The organism is Tenacibaculum holothuriorum (assembly GCF_002120225.1).
GTDB classification, from domain to species: Bacteria; Bacteroidota; Bacteroidia; order Flavobacteriales; family Flavobacteriaceae; genus Polaribacter; species Polaribacter holothuriorum.
In genome coordinates this window covers 1-18,995 of the sequence record NZ_LAPZ01000017.1, presented here as the reverse complement: position 1 = coordinate 18,995, position 18,995 = coordinate 1, and the positions used below count along the sequence as shown (strand labels likewise).

General features: G+C 31.2%; 16 protein-coding genes. 11 read left to right on the top strand and 5 right to left on the bottom strand.

Translation table 11 applies throughout. The features are described 5' to 3' along the window. Positions 1-8 precede the first annotated feature (8 nt). Genes WH52_RS14080 through WH52_RS14070 form a run of 3 tightly spaced genes read left to right on the top strand, consistent with a single transcriptional unit; the run spans position 9 to position 2,159 of the window. Positions 9-539, top strand: coding sequence for a thioredoxin family protein (locus tag WH52_RS14080; protein ID WP_086031609.1), 531 nt, complete (start codon positions 9-11; stop codon positions 537-539). 29 nt (positions 540-568) lie between these two features. Next, a complete protein-coding gene (gene map / locus WH52_RS14075; protein WP_086031608.1) occupies positions 569-1,387 on the top strand; it encodes a type I methionyl aminopeptidase in 819 nt (272 codons plus the stop codon). Between the two features lie 4 nt (positions 1,388-1,391). Then, positions 1,392-2,159 carry a class I SAM-dependent methyltransferase gene (locus WH52_RS14070; protein ID WP_086031607.1) on the top strand — a complete coding sequence of 256 codons (768 nt, stop codon included), beginning with the start codon at positions 1,392-1,394 and terminating at the stop codon, positions 2,157-2,159. 5 nt (positions 2,160-2,164) lie between these two features. Here WH52_RS14070 and WH52_RS14065 read toward each other — a convergent pair whose 3' ends face one another. The 3 genes from WH52_RS14065 to WH52_RS14055 form a co-directional block, all read right to left on the bottom strand. Next, positions 2,165-3,439 carry a hypothetical protein gene (locus tag WH52_RS14065; RefSeq protein WP_143592189.1) on the bottom strand — a complete coding sequence of 425 codons (1,275 nt, stop codon included), beginning with the start codon at positions 3,437-3,439 and terminating at the stop codon, positions 2,165-2,167. A 264-nt stretch (positions 3,440-3,703) separates the two neighbouring features. Then, entirely contained in the window at positions 3,704-4,963 is a 1,260-nt protein-coding gene (locus WH52_RS14060) for a WG repeat-containing protein (RefSeq protein WP_233131575.1), read from the bottom strand. A 111-nt stretch (positions 4,964-5,074) separates the two neighbouring features. Continuing rightward, complete coding sequence (locus WH52_RS14055; protein ID WP_086031604.1) at positions 5,075-6,043, bottom strand: FAD:protein FMN transferase; 969 nt, start codon at positions 6,041-6,043, stop codon at positions 5,075-5,077. 130 nt (positions 6,044-6,173) lie between these two features. Here WH52_RS14055 and WH52_RS14050 point away from each other — a divergent pair, with 130 nt between their 5' ends. Continuing rightward, entirely contained in the window at positions 6,174-7,022 is an 849-nt protein-coding gene (locus WH52_RS14050) for an OmpA/MotB family protein (protein ID WP_086031603.1), read from the top strand. Positions 7,023-7,095: 73 nt separating this feature from the next. On the opposite strand, the gene WH52_RS14045 is transcribed toward WH52_RS14050, so the two are convergent. Continuing rightward, the gene (locus WH52_RS14045; RefSeq protein WP_086031602.1) at positions 7,096-9,726 is read right to left on the bottom strand and encodes a DUF5916 domain-containing protein; all 2,631 of its coding nucleotides are present in this window, start codon (positions 9,724-9,726) and stop codon (positions 7,096-7,098) included. Between the two features lie 191 nt (positions 9,727-9,917). Here WH52_RS14045 and rplM point away from each other — a divergent pair, with 191 nt between their 5' ends. From rplM to WH52_RS14010, 7 genes are all read left to right on the top strand, one after another. Continuing rightward, the gene (gene rplM, locus WH52_RS14040) at positions 9,918-10,373 is read left to right on the top strand and encodes a 50S ribosomal protein L13 (protein WP_086031601.1); all 456 of its coding nucleotides are present in this window, start codon (positions 9,918-9,920) and stop codon (positions 10,371-10,373) included. A 2-nt stretch (positions 10,374-10,375) separates the two neighbouring features. Next, entirely contained in the window at positions 10,376-10,762 is a 387-nt protein-coding gene (gene rpsI, locus WH52_RS14035; protein ID WP_086031600.1) for a 30S ribosomal protein S9, read from the top strand. Positions 10,763-10,880: 118 nt separating this feature from the next. Further along, the gene (gene rpsB, locus WH52_RS14030; protein ID WP_086031599.1) at positions 10,881-11,624 is read left to right on the top strand and encodes a 30S ribosomal protein S2; all 744 of its coding nucleotides are present in this window, start codon (positions 10,881-10,883) and stop codon (positions 11,622-11,624) included. Positions 11,625-11,703: 79 nt separating this feature from the next. Next, a complete protein-coding gene (tsf, locus tag WH52_RS14025) occupies positions 11,704-12,666 on the top strand; it encodes a translation elongation factor Ts (protein ID WP_086031598.1) in 963 nt (320 codons plus the stop codon). Positions 12,667-12,775: 109 nt separating this feature from the next. Then, positions 12,776-13,486 (top strand): UMP kinase, encoded by a 711-nt coding sequence (pyrH, locus tag WH52_RS14020; RefSeq protein ID WP_086031597.1) that lies wholly within the window; start codon positions 12,776-12,778, stop codon positions 13,484-13,486. 38 nt (positions 13,487-13,524) lie between these two features. After that, positions 13,525-14,076, top strand: coding sequence for a ribosome recycling factor (gene frr, locus WH52_RS14015; RefSeq protein WP_086031596.1), 552 nt, complete (start codon positions 13,525-13,527; stop codon positions 14,074-14,076). A 97-nt stretch (positions 14,077-14,173) separates the two neighbouring features. Beyond that, positions 14,174-16,540 carry an efflux RND transporter permease subunit gene (locus tag WH52_RS14010; protein WP_086031595.1) on the top strand — a complete coding sequence of 789 codons (2,367 nt, stop codon included), beginning with the start codon at positions 14,174-14,176 and terminating at the stop codon, positions 16,538-16,540. Between the two features lie 269 nt (positions 16,541-16,809). Here WH52_RS14010 and WH52_RS14005 read toward each other — a convergent pair. Beyond that, positions 16,810-18,995, bottom strand: a 2,186-nt coding sequence (locus WH52_RS14005) for a T9SS type A sorting domain-containing protein (RefSeq protein ID WP_086031594.1), incomplete at its 5' end; no start/stop codon positions are given.

The window sequence follows — 18,995 nt, the reverse complement described above, 5'->3', positions numbered from 1 at the left end:
AAAAATGTATGAAAAAAATATTCAGCCTTATAGCAATCGTTTTTCTTGTTTCATGTTCAAGCACAAAGAAAATTCCAGCAGTAAAAAATACTAAAGGAGATTTGGTGGGGCATGTAACTAAAGAGAGCTTTAAAGTAGAACCTTATGGTAGCGATTGGTTTAATGATTTTTACGAATATTATGAAACTGATAAAGAAGTTATCAATAAACTTAAACCTTTATTAAAAGATGTAAAAATCAAAGGTTTTATGGGAACTTGGTGTGGAGACAGTAAAAGAGAAATCCCGAACTTTTATAAGCTATTAGATGAAGCTGGATTTAATTCTAAGAACATAGAATTAATAGCTGTTAATAGATCGAAAAAAGCAAAAGATTTAGAAGAAGGACTAAACATTATTAGAGTCCCAACTTTTATTTTTTATAAAGACGGAAAAGAAATAGGTCGTTTCGTAGAGCATGCTGTTGACGGAAGCACTATTGAAAAAGATTTCTTAAAAATCGTTTCTGGTCAAGATTACAAACATCCATATCAAAAATAACTGTAAATTTGCGCTTCAATTTTTTTAAGATGATACCACAAAAAACGAGAGAAGAAATAGAATTAATGCGCGAGAGTGCTTTGGTAGTTTCTAAAACTTTAGGAATGCTTGCAAAAGAAGTAAAACCTGGAGTAACTACGCTATACTTAGACAAGCTTGCCGAAGAATTCATTCGTGAGCAAGGTGCTATTCCTGGTTTTTTAGGCTTATACGATTTCCCAAATACACTTTGTATGAGTCCTAATTCTCAAGTAGTACATGGTATTCCAAATAAAACACCATTGCAAGAAGGTGATATTATCTCAATAGATTGCGGTGCTATTAAAAACGAATTTTACGGTGATCACGCTTATACTTTTGCCGTTGGTGAAATAGCTCCTGAAACACAAAAACTTTTAAATACAACTAAAGAAAGTTTATACGAAGGAATCCGTCAATTAAAAGTTGGTAACCGAGTAGGTGACGTTGGTTATGCAATACAAAAATATACCGAAGATAGAGGTTATGGTGTTGTAAGAGAATTGGTAGGTCATGGTATTGGTAAAACAATGCATGAGGATCCTGAAATGCCTAACTACGGAAAAAGAGGACGTGGTAAAAAGTTTATTGAAGGTATGGTAGTTGCTATTGAACCTATGATTAACTTAGGAACTCATAAAATTCGCCAACACAGTGACGGATGGACTATTACAACTTTAGACAACAAACCTTCTGCTCACTTCGAACACGATGTTGCTATTATTAACGGGAAACCAGAGTTGCTTTCAACTTTTAAATACATCTATAATGCTTTAGGAATTGAAAGTAAAGAAGAAGATGAGTTTAGACAGCAACCTTTAGTTTTATAAATACGTGTCTTTATTTAAGACCATATTAAACACTATACCAAGACCTATTTTAATAAAAGTAAGTTATTGGGTGCGTCCTATAATTGCTTGGTGGTTAAAAGGCGATAATTTTACCGATCCTATTGATGGAAAATCGTTTCGTAAATTTCTTCCTTATGGTTATGGCATTCAAAGAGAGAATGCACTTTCTCCTTCTACGCTATCATTAGAGAGACATCGTTTAATGTGGCTTTTCTTAAAAGATGAAACCGATTTTTTCACTTCGAAACAACAACTAAAAGTTTTACATATTGCTCCTGAGCAGTGCTTTTTAGATATTTTTAGAAAACAGAAAAACTTAGATTATCTCACTTCAGATTTAGAATCGCCTATTGCTGATGTAAAAGCTGATATTTGCGATTTACCTTTTGATGATAATTCTTTTGATATTGTTTTTTGCAATCATGTTTTAGAACATATACCTGATGACACCAAAGCAATGCAAGAATTACATAGAGTAATGAAACCTGGTGGATTTGGTATTTTTCAAATTCCGCAAGACTTAAGTAGAGAAATTACTTTTGAAGACGATTCTATTACCGACCCTAAAGAACGTGCTGAAATTTTTGGTCAATATGACCATGTACGCGTTTATGGTCGTGATTATTTTGATAAGCTTCGTTCAATAGGTTTTAAGGTTGATGAAATTGATTACACAAAAAAAATCGCCCCAGAAAAACTAGAGCGATATGCTTTAATGAAAGGAGAAATTCTTCCTGTTTGTTATAAATAATTTCTTTAATCTTTCTTTAGATGCTTTTTTAAAAAGCTAGCTAAATCTTCTAGCTTTTCATTATTATTCACCAAATATCTTTCACCATTAATCGTTTGAATAAAATGAAATTTTCCATCATTCGTTCTTACTACTCTGGTCTTTCCTCCATAAATTCCCGATTCATTAATTGGCCTTCTTACTTTATCTCCAAAACTATCAATCCAAAAAGTTTTTTTATTCTTTATCACCTGACTTCTATCTTTGTAAGAAAATCCCATGTACGGATATTCAGATTTCTTAAGTATTCTCCCTCCTCTCTCAACTAAATACCCATAAATTATATTTGTTTTAGGCAAGTACAGAATATGTGTATCTCCTAAACTTCCTCCATAGGAATACCACTCTCCTTTAACTTTTATTTGATTATTACTTTTATATTTAGTGATTATTTTCTTTTCCTTTAACTTTTTCAAGGTAGTACTAATGTTTTGCTTTACTAATTTTTCTTTTTCCATATCGAAAATCAGAACCTTGTCCAAACTATTAGGGTACACAACCAAACGAGCATTAGCTCTTGGTAACATAATTGTTCTGTAATGAGTTGATTTTGGGCTAACATCTGCTAAATCAGACAAAATAAAACCTTTGTTTTTAAATGAGTTAAAGCAAAATATTTTTGTTGGATTTATCGCTTTATTTTGAAGTAAAAAATAACCATCAAATTGAGTTCCTTTTTCATATTCATTTGGTTTTACTATTACAAATCCTTTATCGTTGATTATTCCGTACTTTTCATTCTCTTTGTAAAGCGCAAAACCATTTGTATCGAAATTTTGAATAAAATCAGCCGTTATCTTAAACTTATTATAAGTTTTAAACCAAAAACTTTTTAAAGAATCTTTCCGCTTTTTCTCTAAAGCTATTTTTTCTTCTCTAGATTTTCTCAACATATTTTTTAACCGAAGAACATCTTCAATAGTACTATACGTTGTTAAAAAATCTTGATATTTTCTCGAGCTCTTATTTTTTTCTAATAAAAAATACCTATCAGCAAACTTTTTTGCTTTCTCATAATTTTCAAGCTCTAAATGCATTAAACTCCCTGACCGAGCCACTTCTGCATTAGTCAATGTATCTATAAACTCAAGCGATTTGGCTTGTTGAAGCTTGCTTATCTTGGGTTTATTATAATTTTGTCTTGATTTATGTAAATACGTACTAGCTACTTCTCGATTTGTTTGCGCGTACGAAAAAAAAGACAGCATACTGCTGCATAGCAATAGTAGTTTTATTTTCATTGTATATGTTTTTATGTAACGCTTGTCCCCTTATACTGGCTACAAAAAACGTGTCTAAGTTAGTTCCATACAATTTATAAAAAACAAGTAGTAAAATCTATATTATTTTAAAAATAGGGGAAAAATCACCTTTCTATTCAATAGAATTTGCTAGTAATTAAATACCTGTTATGAATTATAAATCAAGCCTAATTTATTGCATAAAAAATAGGATTGCAGTAAAGAATACCACAATCCTATTTTCAATTGTTCTTCGAAATATTTTTATTTATTTTTCCTTAAAAATTCTTTAAGAGTTTCTAATTTATCATCTTTATTTATAAAGTATTTTTTTGCTTTTATTAACTTATAAAATTGATAAACTCCAGGCGCTACACTTTCAACTTTTGTTTCCCCTCCATATCCTATTACCATATCTTTTGGAGAGCTTACCTCTTCGCCTTTATTGTCAATCCAATATATTTCTCCGTTCTTTTCAGCCTCTAATTTCCCTTTATACGCACATCCTAAATAAAGGTAGTCTGTACTTTTTAAAATTTGCTTATTGCTAAGTAAATAACCTTGTAATACTGTATCTTCTTCACCAAAAAGAGCATAAACATTCCCGCCTAAATGCCCTCCAAAACGGTACCAATCTCCTTGAATTTTTATTTCAAGATCGTCCTCTTTATAACGATCAATAAAATCGTTTTTTTTCAAACTTTTAAATAATTCTTTTATATCGGAAATAACTACTTTCTTTTTCTGATCTAAATCAAACACTATTGCTTGTTGACTATTTTCAGGATAAAAAACAATACGTGAATTACCTCTTGGTAACATAACCTTACCATAATTGGTAGACAATAAACTTAAACTTTCTATCTCTGGTAACAAATACCCTTCTTTGGTCTTAGAATTATATGAAAATATTTTTGTTGGATTTTCTTTCTTATCTAGGAATAAAAAATATCCATCAAAACTTTTAACATTTTCATACTCTGAAGGAGTAACTTTTACATACCCTAAATCATCTATAATTCCATACTTATTATCCTTTTTAACTAGTGCAAGTCCATACTTATTAAAAGAATACAAAGTATCAAAAGAAAAATTTAAACTTTCTTTTTGCTTTTTCCATAAAGTTTTTAAAGAGTCAATCCTTTTAAGCTCTAACATTTTCTTTCTCTCAGCTTCTATTCTAATTCTCTCTTCCTCTTCTTCTTTAGCTATCTTCTCTTCCATATCTACATATAAATCTAACAATTCAATGTATTTATCAGAAGATTTATTTTTAGCTAACGAAAAATATTTTTTTGCATATCTTTTAGCTTCTTTATAATTTTTTTTCTCATAATGAATAAGAGAACCTAAGCGAGCAGTTTTAGCAGTTCGAGCAGAATCTATAAGCTTAAGTGCTTTTTCAAAATACATTAACGATTTATCAACTTTTAATGTATTATAACTTTCTTCTGACTTACGTAAATAAACTCCAGCAATTTCCTCATTGGTTTGTGCATATTGACTCACAACCAAAAAAAACATAACGAAAAACGAAAATCCCCTTTTAATCCCCATTCTTTTCTTTTATTTTTTAAGAATTCAAGCAAAATTATAGGTTCATTTCATAAAAACCCATACCTAAATATAGGTATTTTAATTTGAATAATTTAATATTTCCCCTTCAGAGTTCAAGTAAATTAAAATCACTTTTATTTGAGGATATTTTTTTGTAAATTCTAAAGTTTTTTCTAATCCCATTGCCATAAAAGCAGTTGCATACGCATCTACATCAGCACAATCTGCAGGAGCAATAACTGAGGCACTTAATAAATTACTTTCAATAGCAAAACCTGTTATCGGATTTACTGTATGCACATATTTTTGTCCGTTCTTTCCTATTCTATACTTTCGATAATTCCCTGATGTTGCCATAGACATATTATCTAAAGTAATGACTTTTTCATACGATTGTGTTCCATCTTGATTTGGATCTTCAACCGCTACAGCCCATAATTTATTATTTGGTTTCTTACCTCTTGCTCTTATTTCACCTCCTATTTCAATTAAATAATTATTAATTTTTTTAGATTCTAAAAACCTTCCAACAACATCAATCCCATAACCTTTTGCTATTGAATTAAAGTCTAAATAAATTTCAGGAAATTGTTTTTTTATCTTTCCTTTTTCAAGACTTACTTTGGGTAAGCCTACATACTTCATTAAGCTATCTACCTGAACACTATCTAAATCTTTTTTCTCTTTCTTAGGTCCAAACCCCCATACATTGACCAAGTTCCCAACTGTAGGATCGAAAAAACCATTTGTTTCAGCATATATTCTCTTCGATTTTTTAAAAACTTCTTTGAACATTTCATCAACAACAATTGTACTATCTCCTTTGTTTATTTTTGATATATCTGAAGTTGGTATGTATGTAGAAAGTGATTTATTAACTAAATAAAACAAACTATCTATAGACTGTTGGTGGTTTTTATCAGCTACATAAGTTATATTGTATGTCGTTCCAAATACACCGCCTTTTAGCTTAATAAGCTTTACAGTTTCAGTTTTCTTGCAGGCTAACAAGCCTACTAAAATCAAAAGAAAAAATAGTTTTTTCATGCTATGAAGTTTATAAACACAAAAGTACATTTTTAGTACTTCATAAAAGATTGTTAATTGTAATTTTTGTATCTCCATTTTGTTAACTTTGCTTACTGTAACTAGAAACATCAGAAAAACTTAGATTACAATGAAAAAAATATTTTTAGGACTAGTAACTGTAGCACTTTTAACCTCATGTTCTGCTACAAAAGAATTAGAAGCTTTAAAAGCTAAACACGAGCAAACAAAAGACGAGTTAGTTGCTGTAAAGAACAACTTAACAAAATGTTTAGTTGAAAAAGAAAGATTTCAAGACAAGACAAATACTTTAACAGCTACTGTTAACGATTTAAAGAAAGACAAAGAAAACACACTACAGCAAGTAGAAAACTTAACAGTTTTAACTCAAGGAGCTAACGATAATATTAAAGAAACTTTAAGTCAGTTAAGTAAAAAAGATAAGTACATTAATAAAATTAGAGCTGCTGCTTCTAAAAAAGACTCTTTAAATTTAGTAGTTGCTTTTCACTTAAAAAAGGAATTACAAGAAGGAATAGACGATCAAGACATTGAAGTAAATGTTGAAAAAACAGTAGTTTTTATTTCTATTTCTGATAAGCTTTTATTTAAAAGCGGAAGCTATACTATTTCAGACAAAGCATCGAAAGTGTTAGCTAAAGTTGCAACTGTTGTTAACGGACAACCAGAAATGGATGTTATGGTTGAAGGTCATACAGACAATACTCCTATAGCAGCAGGTTCTTCTTTAAAAGACAACTGGGGATTAAGTGTTTTACGTGCAACTTCTATTGTTCGCGAATTACAAGACAAATACGAAGTAGCTCCTAGCAGGTTAATCGCTGCTGGTAGAGGAAGTTTTTCTCCATTAGTTGCTAATGACACACCTGCTAACAAAGCAAAAAACAGACGTACTAAGATTATTATCTTACCAAGATTAAATCAGTTCTTTGATTTATTAGATCAAAAAGTTGAATAAACCTTGTTTCAAAACATACAAAAAGCCAGTTATTAATAAAATAACTGGCTTTTTTATTTTATAATCATTTTTTTTATCTCACGAATCTATAAGTAGCTTTGATTAAGAATGTATTCTCTAACGGTTCGTTCAATATTTGATTTTGCAAACCTCTACTTAGCGATTCTCTTGGATCAGCTCCTGCTGCTCTTCCTTGCGACCAAACAAAGAACAACTCCGATCCTGGTATATATTCCCATCTTACAACTAAATTCGATCTGAATTGAACTACAGAAAAATCTGGATTTTCAAACTCATAATCGTTTGCATTATCTAAATTTTCATCTATAAAATACTTTTCTACAGCATTATCAGAATCTAATTGAGTTGTTATTTGATTATTATTATACCAAGTTACTCTCTCATTTAAATCTTCAGCAATAGAATTATTTACAAAATTAAAATCAGAATATCTTCCTCTTGAAATAAATGGCTGTCCGTAGTATTGAATAGACAGATTCGGATTAATACTATAGTTTAATCGTAATGTTGTTGCCCACGTTTGCTGATCGATATTTCCAAGAATATACCTCTTCCCTCCATTATAATCTACCTGAGTTACATATTGAGTTTTATTAGGATTCTCATTAAACGTAGTTTCTAACGAAGCACTCAACGCATCAAAAGGTTGATAATTTAATCCTACCACATATCTTCTAAAAGCAAAATTATCTTGCTTGGTAACACTTTGCACTGTTCCTGCTCTGAAACTAAGTTTTTTACTTCTATCTGACCCAAAAAACAATACCGCAAAATTTTCTTCTGAATAACGCCAACGTGGTCCACCTCTTAAGAATGTATTAATAAATATCCTTGGCTTGTGCCCAAACTCAAGTTCAGTCCACCAATTATTAATCCAGTTAATATTTCCTCTTAACGTATATTGAATCCGATTATAATTTCCTTCAAAATCAAATGATGTAGAAACCCCCATTCTAACATTTGCTTCTCTATAAATCTTTGTTGGATTTTGCCATAAGTAACGAACATTAGCAAATTGTCTAATTTCATCTGCTTGTCTTAAAAAACCTATATCATTTAACTCTAATTCAGGAGACCTCCAATTTAAACCTCCCCAGTAACGCCAATTTCCGCCACCTCTTTTTCCACCGAAAACTCTTCCTCCAGTTCCTGTTAATGATGTTCTATTCGGATCCACTTCTACATGACTCGCATCTACCCTCTGAAACAAATGCGTTAAAGATCTTTGAGTAGCTTCTATCGATTCTTTACTTCCTACAACATGACTTGCTACAAAATCACCTTGAATAAAATAGTTTCTATCATCCCATTCATGTCTAAAATCAACTCCTCCTGTGTAGGCTGCTTTTCGCAAACTATTCAATCCTTTTAAATCTCTATTAGTTGCTGTAAAAATCCCCCCAACATAAGAATTTCTTTCATTAAAATCTTTTTGAGCCCTAGCTACAAAATAGTTTGTTAAAGGTTCAACAAGCTCTTTTCTTCTTGCTCCATTATTATCTATTTCGGCATATTCGCTTGAAGTAACACTTTCTAAAACACCTATAGACCAACCATCTCTTGTTTTTCCTGAGAATTTAGCTGCACCTATTATTGTGGTATTAATAGGTACATCAGCATATTCTCCATCAGCTTTATCTGGATTTGTTTGCGGACTCCTACCAATTCTTCTACTATAAAAAACATTATCTGGTCCATTAGCAAATCGAAAATCGAAGATATTTTTATTCTCTACAAAAAATGGTCTTTGTTCATTAAAGAAAATTTGAAAACCATCTAAAGCTATTGCTCCAGGATCAGCTTCTACTTGACCAAAATCTGGATTAATGGTTAAGTCTAATGTTAAATCATTAGTTACACCTATTTTAGCATCTAATCCTCCATTTATTTTAAAATCACTTCCATCTCTAAAAGGATTATTTCCTTCTTTTTCGTAAGAATCATACTGTAACACTGTAAATGGTTGAATTTCCAATTGTTTTTGAGATTTTAAATCTATCAATCCATGAAGTTCTCCTGCTTCAGAAACAAAACCAGCTACATTATTCGGTATGCGCTGCCATAAAGATCGTTCTTGTTCTCTAAAAAACTGGCGAATAATATTCAATCCCCAAACTTGTTCTTTTGCTTTTCCAAACCGAAGTTGGCTAAATGGAATTTTCATCTCAGCTGTCCATCCTTTATCATCAATCACAGCATTGGTATACCAAATCGGATTCCAACTCGCATCCCAGTTATTTCCGTTTCTAGTTACAATTTCTTCTCCTTTAACACCAGCAGCCGTAGTTGTAAAAACAAAAGCCGTTCTTTTATCGTGATAACTGTCAATTAGCACATTTACTCTATCACCTGCAAAACCATCTCTTCTAGAAAGTCTTCGCTCTATTTTTTCAGGCTCATCATCAAAAGCTCTTATAGCTATATATAAATACTTATCATCATACCCTATCTTAAACTTTGTTTGATACGTAGGCGCTATTCCTTCCGTAGGAGCTTTTTGAGTAAAATCTCCTCCCCAATCTAAACCCTTCCAGACGGCATCATTAATTTCTCCGTCAATTTCTGGAGCTTCATTAATAAATTTAGTGGTATAAACCTTTTTTGTTAAGCTTTGTCCTTCTTGTGCTTTTGTTATTTGAAAACAAAATAAAGAAGTAATAAATAGTGTTAGTTTGAGTTTCATTCTTAAAGTTGAAAGTGCAAATCAAAAGTAGCATAGTTTTATCTTAAGAATATGTTAATTTAACTTTCTTACTTCTTAAAGAAAAAGAAAAGCAGCTGCTTGTTTGTTAATCAAATAATTAGTTGTACATTTGCACACCTTTTTAAAGGACAAAATTTATTATTAATAAGACAAAAACTAATCGTGTAATTATGAACACATTAAGTTACAAAACAGTATCGGCTAACAAGAACACTGTTAACAAAGAGTGGGTTGTTGTTGATGCGGACGGGCAAAACTTAGGTCGTTTAGCTTCTAAAGTTGCAAAACTTATTAGAGGTAAGTACAAGCCAAATTTCACTCCTCACGTAGATTGTGGAGACAACGTTGTAGTAATCAACGCTGAAAAAATCAATTTAACTGGTAAAAAGTGGACTAATAAGTCATATATCCGTCACACAGGTTACCCAGGAGGACAAAGATCATTAACTGCAACTGAGATGTTCGAGAAGGATCCTACAAGAATCATCGAGAAAGCAGTAAAAGGTATGTTACCTAAAAACAAATTAGGTAGTGCGTTATTCAGAAATTTATATGTATACGCAGGAACTGAGCACCAACAAGAAGCTCAAAAACCTAAAGCTATTAACCTTAACGATCTTAAATAATCATGGAAACTGTACACAAAATAGGTAGAAGAAAAACAGCTGTTGCTCGTGTTTATGTTTCTCAAGGAAGTGGAAACATCACTATCAACAAAAGAGAGTTAGCAAACTATTTAACAACTCCAACTTTACAATACAAAGTAAAGCAACCATTAATGTTAACAGAGAACTTAGAGTCTTACGATATCAAAGTAAATGTTTACGGAGGTGGAGTTACTGGTCAAGCTGAAGCTATCCGTTTAGCAATTACTAGAGCATTAGTAGCTATTAACGAAGAGCACAAAGCAGTATTAAAGCCAGAAGGATTATTAACTCGTGATCCAAGAATGGTTGAGCGTAAGAAATTCGGTCAGAAGAAAGCTCGTAAGAAATTCCAGTTCTCTAAGCGTTAATCGTTTATTGGAACTGTTATTTATAAAATTAAATTTATTAACAGTTTAGTATCTAAATATTTCAGACTTAATAACTACTGAAATATTGAAAAAACAGAACGTAAACACATTTATTAAAATGGCAAACATTCAAGAATTATTAGAAAGTGGAGTACACTTTGGTCACTTAACAAGAAAGTGGAACCCAAACATGGCTCCTTACATTTATACAGAGCGTAACGGTGTTCACATCATCGATTTGTATAAGACTTCAGCTAAAATTGACGAAGCTTCTGCTGCGTTACAAAAAATAGCTAACTCTGGACGTAAGATCTTATTCGTTGCTACTAAGAAGCAAGCTAAAGATATCGTTGCAGAAAAAGCAAAAAATGTAAACATGCCTTACATCACTGAAAGATGGCCAGGTGGTATGTTAACTAACTTCGTTACTATTCGTAAAGCTGTAAAGAAAATGGCTTCTATCGATAGAATGAAACAAGATGGTTCTTTCGATGCTTTATCTAAAAGAGAAAAGTTACAAATTAACCGTCAACGTGAAAAATTAGAAAAGAATTTAGGTTCTATCTCTGATATGACACGTTTACCAGGAGCTTTATTCGTAGTAGATGTAAAGAAAGAACACATTGCTATTGCTGAAGCTCAAAAATTAAACATTCCAATCTTTGCAATGGTTGATACAAACTCTGATCCTAGACCAGTTGATTTTGTAATTCCTGCAAACGATGACGCTTCTAAATCAATCGACAAAGTATTATCTTATGTAACTGAATCGATTGCTGAAGGATTAGCTGATAGAAAAGCTGACAAAGAAAAAGCTAAAGCTGCTAAAGAAACAGAAGCTAAAGCTGAAGAAGCAAAATAATTTTAATTTAAAGGTTTCATTACATTGAAGCCTTTATTTTATTTTAATTTTAATCACAACTTAAAAAACAAAAAATAAAATGGCAATTAAAGCTGCTGACGTAAAAAAATTAAGAGAGCTTACTGGAGCTGGTATGATGGATTGTAAAAATGCATTAGTAGAAGCAGAAGGAAACTTTGATAAAGCAATTGAAATTTTACGTAAAAAAGGACAAAAAATCGCTGCTAAAAGAGCAGACCGTGAGTCTACTGAAGGTGTAGCTATTACTAAAATTAGCGATGATAACACTTACGGTGTTGCTATCGTTTTAGCTTGTGAGACTGACTTCGTTGCTAAAAACGATTCTTTCAAAGCTTTAGCTCAAGAATTTGTAGACGTAGCATTTACTACTAAAACAAAAGAAGAGTTTTTAGCTGCTAACATCGGAGGAATGACTGTTGCTGAGAAATTAATCGAGCAAACAGGAGTTATCGGTGAAAAAATCGATATTACTTCTTTCGAAAGAATTGAAGCACCATACGTAGGAGCATATACACACGTTGGTAAAATTGCTGCAATGGTAGGTTTAACTGCTGATGTAGACAATGCTGCTACTTTAACTAAAGATTTAGCTATGCAAGCTGCTTCTATGGGAGCTACTTCTTTATCTTACAAAGATTTCGATCCTGCTTACGTTGCTTCAGAAACTGAAGCAAGAATCGCTGCTATCGTTAAAGATAACGAAGAGTTAGTTCGTTTAGGTAAAACTTTAAAGAACGTACCTCAATTCGTATCTCGTTTACAATTAACAGACGAAGCTTTAGCAAACGCTGAAGAAGCTGCTAAAGAGCAATTAAAAGCTGAAGGTAAGCCAGAACAAATTTGGGACAAAATCTTACCAGGTAAAATGGAAAGATTTATCTCTGATAACACTACTTTAGATCAAGAGCAGTGTTTATTAGACCAAAAATTCATCAAAGATGAGAAGAAAACTGTTGCAGAATACGTTTCTACTTTCGGAGATGTAGAAGTTAAAAACTTCGTAAGAGTAACTTTAGGTTAATCTTATCAATATAAAACTAAAAACCATCCTTTAATCGGATGGTTTTTTTGTGCAATAAAAAATCGGAGTCAAAAAAAATATGTAGTTTTGCAAAACTTTCAATAAAATTATGCAATACAAAAGAATTCTTTTAAAACTGAGTGGAGAAGCCTTAATGGGAAATCGTCAATACGGAATAGATCCTAAAAGACTTAAAGAATACGCTCAAGAAATAAAATTAGTTGTAGATAAAGGTGTTGAAGTAGCCATTGTTATAGGAGGAGGAAATATTTTTAGAGGAGTAGCTGGTGCCAGTAACGGTATGGATCGCGTTCAAGGAGATCATATGGGAATGCTAGCAACTTGTATTAATGGTTTAGCTTTACAAAGTGCTTTAGAAGACGAAGGCATTCATACAAGACTACAAACAGCTATCGAAATTAAAGAAATCGCAGAACCTTATATTAAGCGCCGTGCTAACCGCCATTTAGAAAAAGGACGTGTCGTTATTTTTGGAGGAGGAACTGGAAATCCGTATTTCACAACAGATACAGCAGCAGTTTTAAGAGCTATCGAAATTAATGCAGATGCTATCTTAAAAGGAACTCGTGTAGATGGAATTTACACTGCTGATCCAGAAAAAGATAAAGATGCTGTTAAATATGAAAACATTACTTTTAAAGACGTTATAGAAAAAGGCTTAAAAGTAATGGACATGACTGCTTTTACATTAAGTGAAGAGAATAAACTTCCAATTATTGTTTTCGACATGAATAAGAAAGGTAATTTAATGAAATTACTATCAGGAGAACAAATTGGAACAATAGTTGATAATCAATAAACCAAAATTACCTTTACGGTTTTTAAATTATAATTAAAATGGAAGAAATAGATTTTATTTTAGATAGTGCAAAAGAAGCAATGAACAATGCTATTGCACATTTAGAAAAAGAATTACGTAGTATTAGAGCTGGAAAAGCTTCTCCTGCAATGTTAGCAAATGTTCAAGTTGATTATTATGGATCTCAAACACCATTAAGTCAAGTTGCCAATGTAAACACACCAGATGCTCGTACTATTTCTATTCAACCTTGGGAAAAAAACATGCTACATGAAATTGAAAAAGCAATCATGATAGCAAACTTAGGTTTTAACCCAATGAATAATGGCGAAAACATTATTATTAATGTACCACCATTAACAGAAGAGCGTCGTCGTGATTTAGCTAAACAAGCTAAAGCTGAAGCTGAACATGCAAAAGTAGGTATTCGTAATGCTCGTAAAGAAGCGAATAACGACATTAAAAAGACAGATGTTTCTGATGATATGAAGAAAAATGCAGAAGCTGATGTGCAAACATTAACAGACAAATTCGTAAAAGAAATCGACGAGAAGTATTCTGTTAAAGAAGAGGAAATTATGACAGTATAACAAACCTTTCTAAGTATATTGAAAGAGTGTTTTTTAACACTCTTTTTTTATGCTCTTACGTCAGTAGAAATTAATAACTTTGCAAAAATTTTTTTGAATGAGCTTTTGGACTAGAGTCGCTGGAATTATATTAAGAAACCGTTACATCGTTCTTATTTTTATTGCAGCAATAACAGCATTTTTGGTTTCACAAATGAAGTATATGCGTTTTTCATATACCGAAGCTAACTTGCTACCCGAAGATCATCAAGCAAATTTAGAGTACAATCAGTTCCTAAAAATATTTGGAGAAGAAGGTAACTTAGTTATTCTTGGAATAAAAGACAGTACTATTTTTTCTCCTGAAAAATTCAATGCTTGGAACAAACTTACTAAATCTTTTGATACAGTTTCTCAAGTAGATTTTACCGTTTCTATTTCTGATGTAAAACAGTTAAAAGCTGACAGAAAGAAACGTAAGTTTATTTTAGAACCTTTATTTGAAAAAGCACCAAAGACTAAAGAAGAAGTTGAAAAAATTCAAACACAACTATTTGAAAAACTTCCTTTTTACGAAAACTTATTATACAATAAAGAAGGTGTTTTACAAACCGCTATTTACATTAATAAAGACATTGTAAATACTATTGAGCGTAGAAATTTCATTGCTGAAATTCTAATTCCAAGAATCGATAAATTTGAAAAAGATTACAATGTAGATGTCCGTATTTCTGGAATGCCATACATACGTACCGTAAACTCACAGAACATTATTGATGAAATGGTGTTTTTTGTAGCTGGAGCATTACTTATTACTGCTCTCATATTCTTTTTCTTCTTTAGATCTTTTAGAGCAACTTTTATTACGCTACTTGTAGTTAGCATTGGTGTTACATGGGCTTTCGGATTTATAGGATGGTTCCGTTATGAAATTACTGTATTATCAGCTTTAATTCCTCCATTAATTATTGTTATTGGAGTACCTAACGCGGTATTCTTAATTAATAAATATCAGCAAGAAGTTAAGAAACACGGTAATCAAGCAAAGTCATTGCAACGTGTAATTGCTAAAATTGGTAATGCTACTTTGATGACAAATATTACAACTGCATCTGGTTTTGCAACTTTTGTGTTTGTAAAAAGTCAATTATTACGTGAATTCGGAATTTTAGCTTCCGTAAACATCATCAGTATCTTCATTTTGGCTTTATTAATCATTCCGATTATATACAGCTTTATGCCTCTTCCGAAGAAAAAACACTTAAACCATCTTGAGAAAAAATGGATGGGGCAAGTCGTAGATTGGATGGAGCGTATGGTAAGAAAGCGACGTATTAGCATTTATATCACTACAGTTATTGTTATTATTTTAGGGTTAATCGGTTTATTCCAAATTAGAGTTTCTGGTAGTTTGATTGAAGATATGCCGAAAGGAATGCAGTTCTACAAAGACATTAAGTTTTTTGAGAAAGAATTTGGCGGAATTATGCCTTTAGAAATTTTAGTAGATACTAAAAGAGAAAAAGGAGTTATGAAATTATCTACCCTTAAAAAGATGGATAAACTTCATGAAGCTATTGAAACGTTCCCTGAATTGAGCAAACCTGTTTCAGTAGTAAACCTTGTTAAATATTCTAAACAAGCTTACTATAAAGGAAAACCAAAATACTATCAATTACCAACTTCTCAAGAAAAAGCTCACATTTTCGCATACACTAAAAACTCAAATAGTAATGCAGGAATGTTGAATAATTTTGTTGATTCAACAGGAAGATACGCACGTATCACTACATTTATGAAAGATGTTGGAACCGATAAAATGGATATTATTCAAGAGCGTTTAGGAGCAGTAATTAAGAAGCAATTCCCTAACGAAAAGTTTGATGTTTCTATGACAGGAAAAGCGTTGGTTTTCTTAAAAGGAACCAACTACTTAATTAAAAACTTGGTGATATCATTATCATTAGCCATCGTATTAATTTCAATATTTATGGCGTGGATGTTTAGATCTCCTCAAATGATTTTAATATCCTTAATCCCAAACATGTTACCGCTGTTAATTACTGCTGGATTAATGGGATTCTTCGATATCCCAATAAAACCATCAACTATATTAGTATTTAGTATTGCTTTTGGAATCTCGGTAGACGATACCATTCACTTTTTAGCAAAATACCGTCAAGAATTATTAGCTAACAATTGGAAAGTTAGAAAATCGGTTTATGCCGCTTTAAGAGAAACTGGAGTTAGTATGTTTTATACTTCAATTGTATTATTTTTTGGTTTCTTAGTATTTACAATTTCTAGCTTTGGTGGGACGATTGCCTTAGGAGGATTAGTATCTATCACCTTATTATTAGCAATGGTTTCTAATCTAATCTTACTACCTTCTTTATTATTAACTTTTGAAAAGAAAATAGCAAATAAAAAGGTGTTCAAAGAACCAGCAATGAAAATTATTCCACCAAAGGAAGAGAATAACTAATAATTGTTTTTATTAAGCTTAAAACTTATAAAAAGCAGCTTATATATTCTTTGGTTTTATGTCTTATTCTAATTCTTATAATTATTTGTGTATCACCTCAAATATTTTATAATTTCATTTAAGAGAGTGAATCGAAAAAACGATATAAATTTAACTTTAAAAAACTTACATTAAAAGTAATGTATAAAAAAATCGGAAAGTAATTAAATTACTTTCCGATTACACAAACTATTTTGATCAAAAAAATCAAAACTACTTCTCTTTCTTTTCTACTCTCTCATAACTCTTTTAACAACTCTACCTTTTTCAGTAACTATATTAATTAAATACATACCACTAGATAAGTTAGATATATCAATATTTTTCAGGCCAGAATTTGCTTTAATTTCTCTAATCTTTTTACCTAAAACGGTATAAATTTCAATTTTTTTGAGCTCAAACTGGTTACTAATATTTAAGTTTAATAATCCTTTTGTAGGGTTTGGATACAACTTTACAGCTTTTTCTAACTCTTCATCTTCTGTACTTAAAGAAGTATCGTACTTTAAAGTTATTTTACCAGTTTCTATTGTTAAATTAGTAACTACAGTGTTGGTAATTCTACAATAATATATTCCATCATCTGCTGATGTTGGACTTAAAATATCGTAACTAGCTTCTGTAGCTCCTTGTATTGGTGAATTATCTTTATACCATTGGTATTCATTATGATCTCCACTTACCACTGCATCTAACCTATAATCTGCATTTGTTAAGTCTTCTGATGTATCTTCTCCTATTTTTGCTTGTGGCGAATAAGAAAAACTATTTATATTACTCTTATAAGTTGCAAATTCATCTTCAAAGTCTCCAAATTGGAATTTATTGTTTCTAATATTTAATGATGACAACGTATTAATAGCAGTTAAATCTGGCACATTTCCTTCAAGTTTATTATTTTCTACTATAAGTGTTTGCAGTTTTGTGTAGTTTTTTATTCCTTCTGGTAAACTTCCCGTTAGCTCATTATTGTTTACATACATTGTTTCCATTTCTATCATATTACCAACACTAGTAGGTATAACCCCCGAAATCTCGTTATTCTGTAAGTACAATAACTTTATTTTTGTTAAGTTTCCTAAACTTTCTGGCAACTCACCTTTTAACTTATTACTATTCAATGTTAATTGAGTAATGTGTTTACCTCCATTTATAATCTCTGTAGTAACTCCTTGCCATTTTGTAGCATTGTATGGTGAATTTATAGTTGCTTTACTTAAATCTCCTGTCCAATTGCTGTTATTTGTCCAATTTGCACCGTCTAAATTATTATACATATCTACCAAGGCCTGTATCTCATTAGTAGGCACATTATTATAAGCACTACAATCTTGCCCCCAAACTATATTAGGATAAGAACTCGCATAACTACTACCTTCCCAATCTGCAATAGTATTTTGTGATACTGCAATACAATACAGGTATTGGTTTGAAGAAAAGCTAAACGTATTAGAAAAATTTAAAGAACCATTACTTTGCCCATCAAAAACATTTGGAGAAACTCCAATTTTTAATCCAGTTATTTGATTAGAATTAACATCTAAAGAAGTTAGATTTGTTAAATTAGAAAAATCTAAATTTCCTTCTAATTGGTTACCATTTAATCCTAAACGTTTAAGTGTAGTTATGTTATTAATTTCTGAAGGAATTTCTTTTAACACGTACTCAGAATTTGATGAATTACGTTGACTATTAAATTCTAAAACTTCTAACTTTGGCAACTCTCCAATTTCTTTCGCTAATTCATTTACAGCATTAGAATTAATTTTTAGACTTACTAATTCGGTTAAATTTTTTATTTCTTCTGGCAAAGCACCTTCTAGTAAATTACTATTTAACTCAATTTTTGTAACATGTTTTTGTCCGTTAATAATAGCTGTAGTAACACCAAACCAAGCTCCTACATTTCTTTTTTGAGTTGCATCGGCTACCCAAGGTACTCCGTTATATGAAGATGACAAATCGTTTTTCCAATCTGTACCTTTAGTACTATTATAAATAGCTATTAAAGCCTCTCTTTCTATATCTGGTATAGAGTTAGTTGTTACTGCACTACAATTGTCTGAATAGATAACTCCGTTGTCTATATACCCTCTCTCTTCATTAATTTCTGCTAACTGCCAAGCTACTAACTCATCACTTGGTACTTCTATACAACCAATTGCATTTCTTCTTAGTTGTATACTATAATTGTTATTACTTCCTCTAAATGCCGTTGGTGATAGATTTAATTTTAGTTCATAAATATTATTATACTGTATTGTTAAAACTTTTAAAAGCTCAAGATTACTTAAATCTAAACCGCTATTTATCTCATTATATTGTATCTCTAAACTTTCTAATTTCGTTAAATTATTTATTGTACTAGGTAAACTTGTTAATCCATTGTTATTTAAATCTAACTTTTTCAACGTTC

Coding starts and splice junctions, on each gene's coding strand:
- WH52_RS14080 (WP_086031609.1), top strand. CDS start 9: ATGAAAAAAATATTCAGCCTTATAGCAATCGTTTTTCTTGTTTCATGT.
- WH52_RS14045 (WP_086031602.1), bottom strand. CDS start 9,726: ATGAAACTCAAACTAACACTATTTATTACTTCTTTATTTTGTTTTCAA.
- pyrH (WP_086031597.1), top strand. CDS start 12,776: ATGCAATACAAAAGAATTCTTTTAAAACTGAGTGGAGAAGCCTTAATG.
- frr (WP_086031596.1), top strand. CDS start 13,525: ATGGAAGAAATAGATTTTATTTTAGATAGTGCAAAAGAAGCAATGAAC.
- WH52_RS14065 (WP_143592189.1), bottom strand. CDS start 3,439: ATGAAAATAAAACTACTATTGCTATGCAGCAGTATGCTGTCTTTTTTT.
- WH52_RS14010 (WP_086031595.1), top strand. CDS start 14,174: ATGAGCTTTTGGACTAGAGTCGCTGGAATTATATTAAGAAACCGTTAC.
- WH52_RS14055 (WP_086031604.1), bottom strand. CDS start 6,043: ATGAAAAAACTATTTTTTCTTTTGATTTTAGTAGGCTTGTTAGCCTGC.
- rpsI (WP_086031600.1), top strand. CDS start 10,376: ATGGAAACTGTACACAAAATAGGTAGAAGAAAAACAGCTGTTGCTCGT.
- rplM (WP_086031601.1), top strand. CDS start 9,918: ATGAACACATTAAGTTACAAAACAGTATCGGCTAACAAGAACACTGTT.
- rpsB (WP_086031599.1), top strand. CDS start 10,881: ATGGCAAACATTCAAGAATTATTAGAAAGTGGAGTACACTTTGGTCAC.
- WH52_RS14050 (WP_086031603.1), top strand. CDS start 6,174: ATGAAAAAAATATTTTTAGGACTAGTAACTGTAGCACTTTTAACCTCA.
- tsf (WP_086031598.1), top strand. CDS start 11,704: ATGGCAATTAAAGCTGCTGACGTAAAAAAATTAAGAGAGCTTACTGGA.
- map (WP_086031608.1), top strand. CDS start 569: ATGATACCACAAAAAACGAGAGAAGAAATAGAATTAATGCGCGAGAGT.
- WH52_RS14060 (WP_233131575.1), bottom strand. CDS start 4,963: ATGTTTTTTTTGGTTGTGAGTCAATATGCACAAACCAATGAGGAAATT.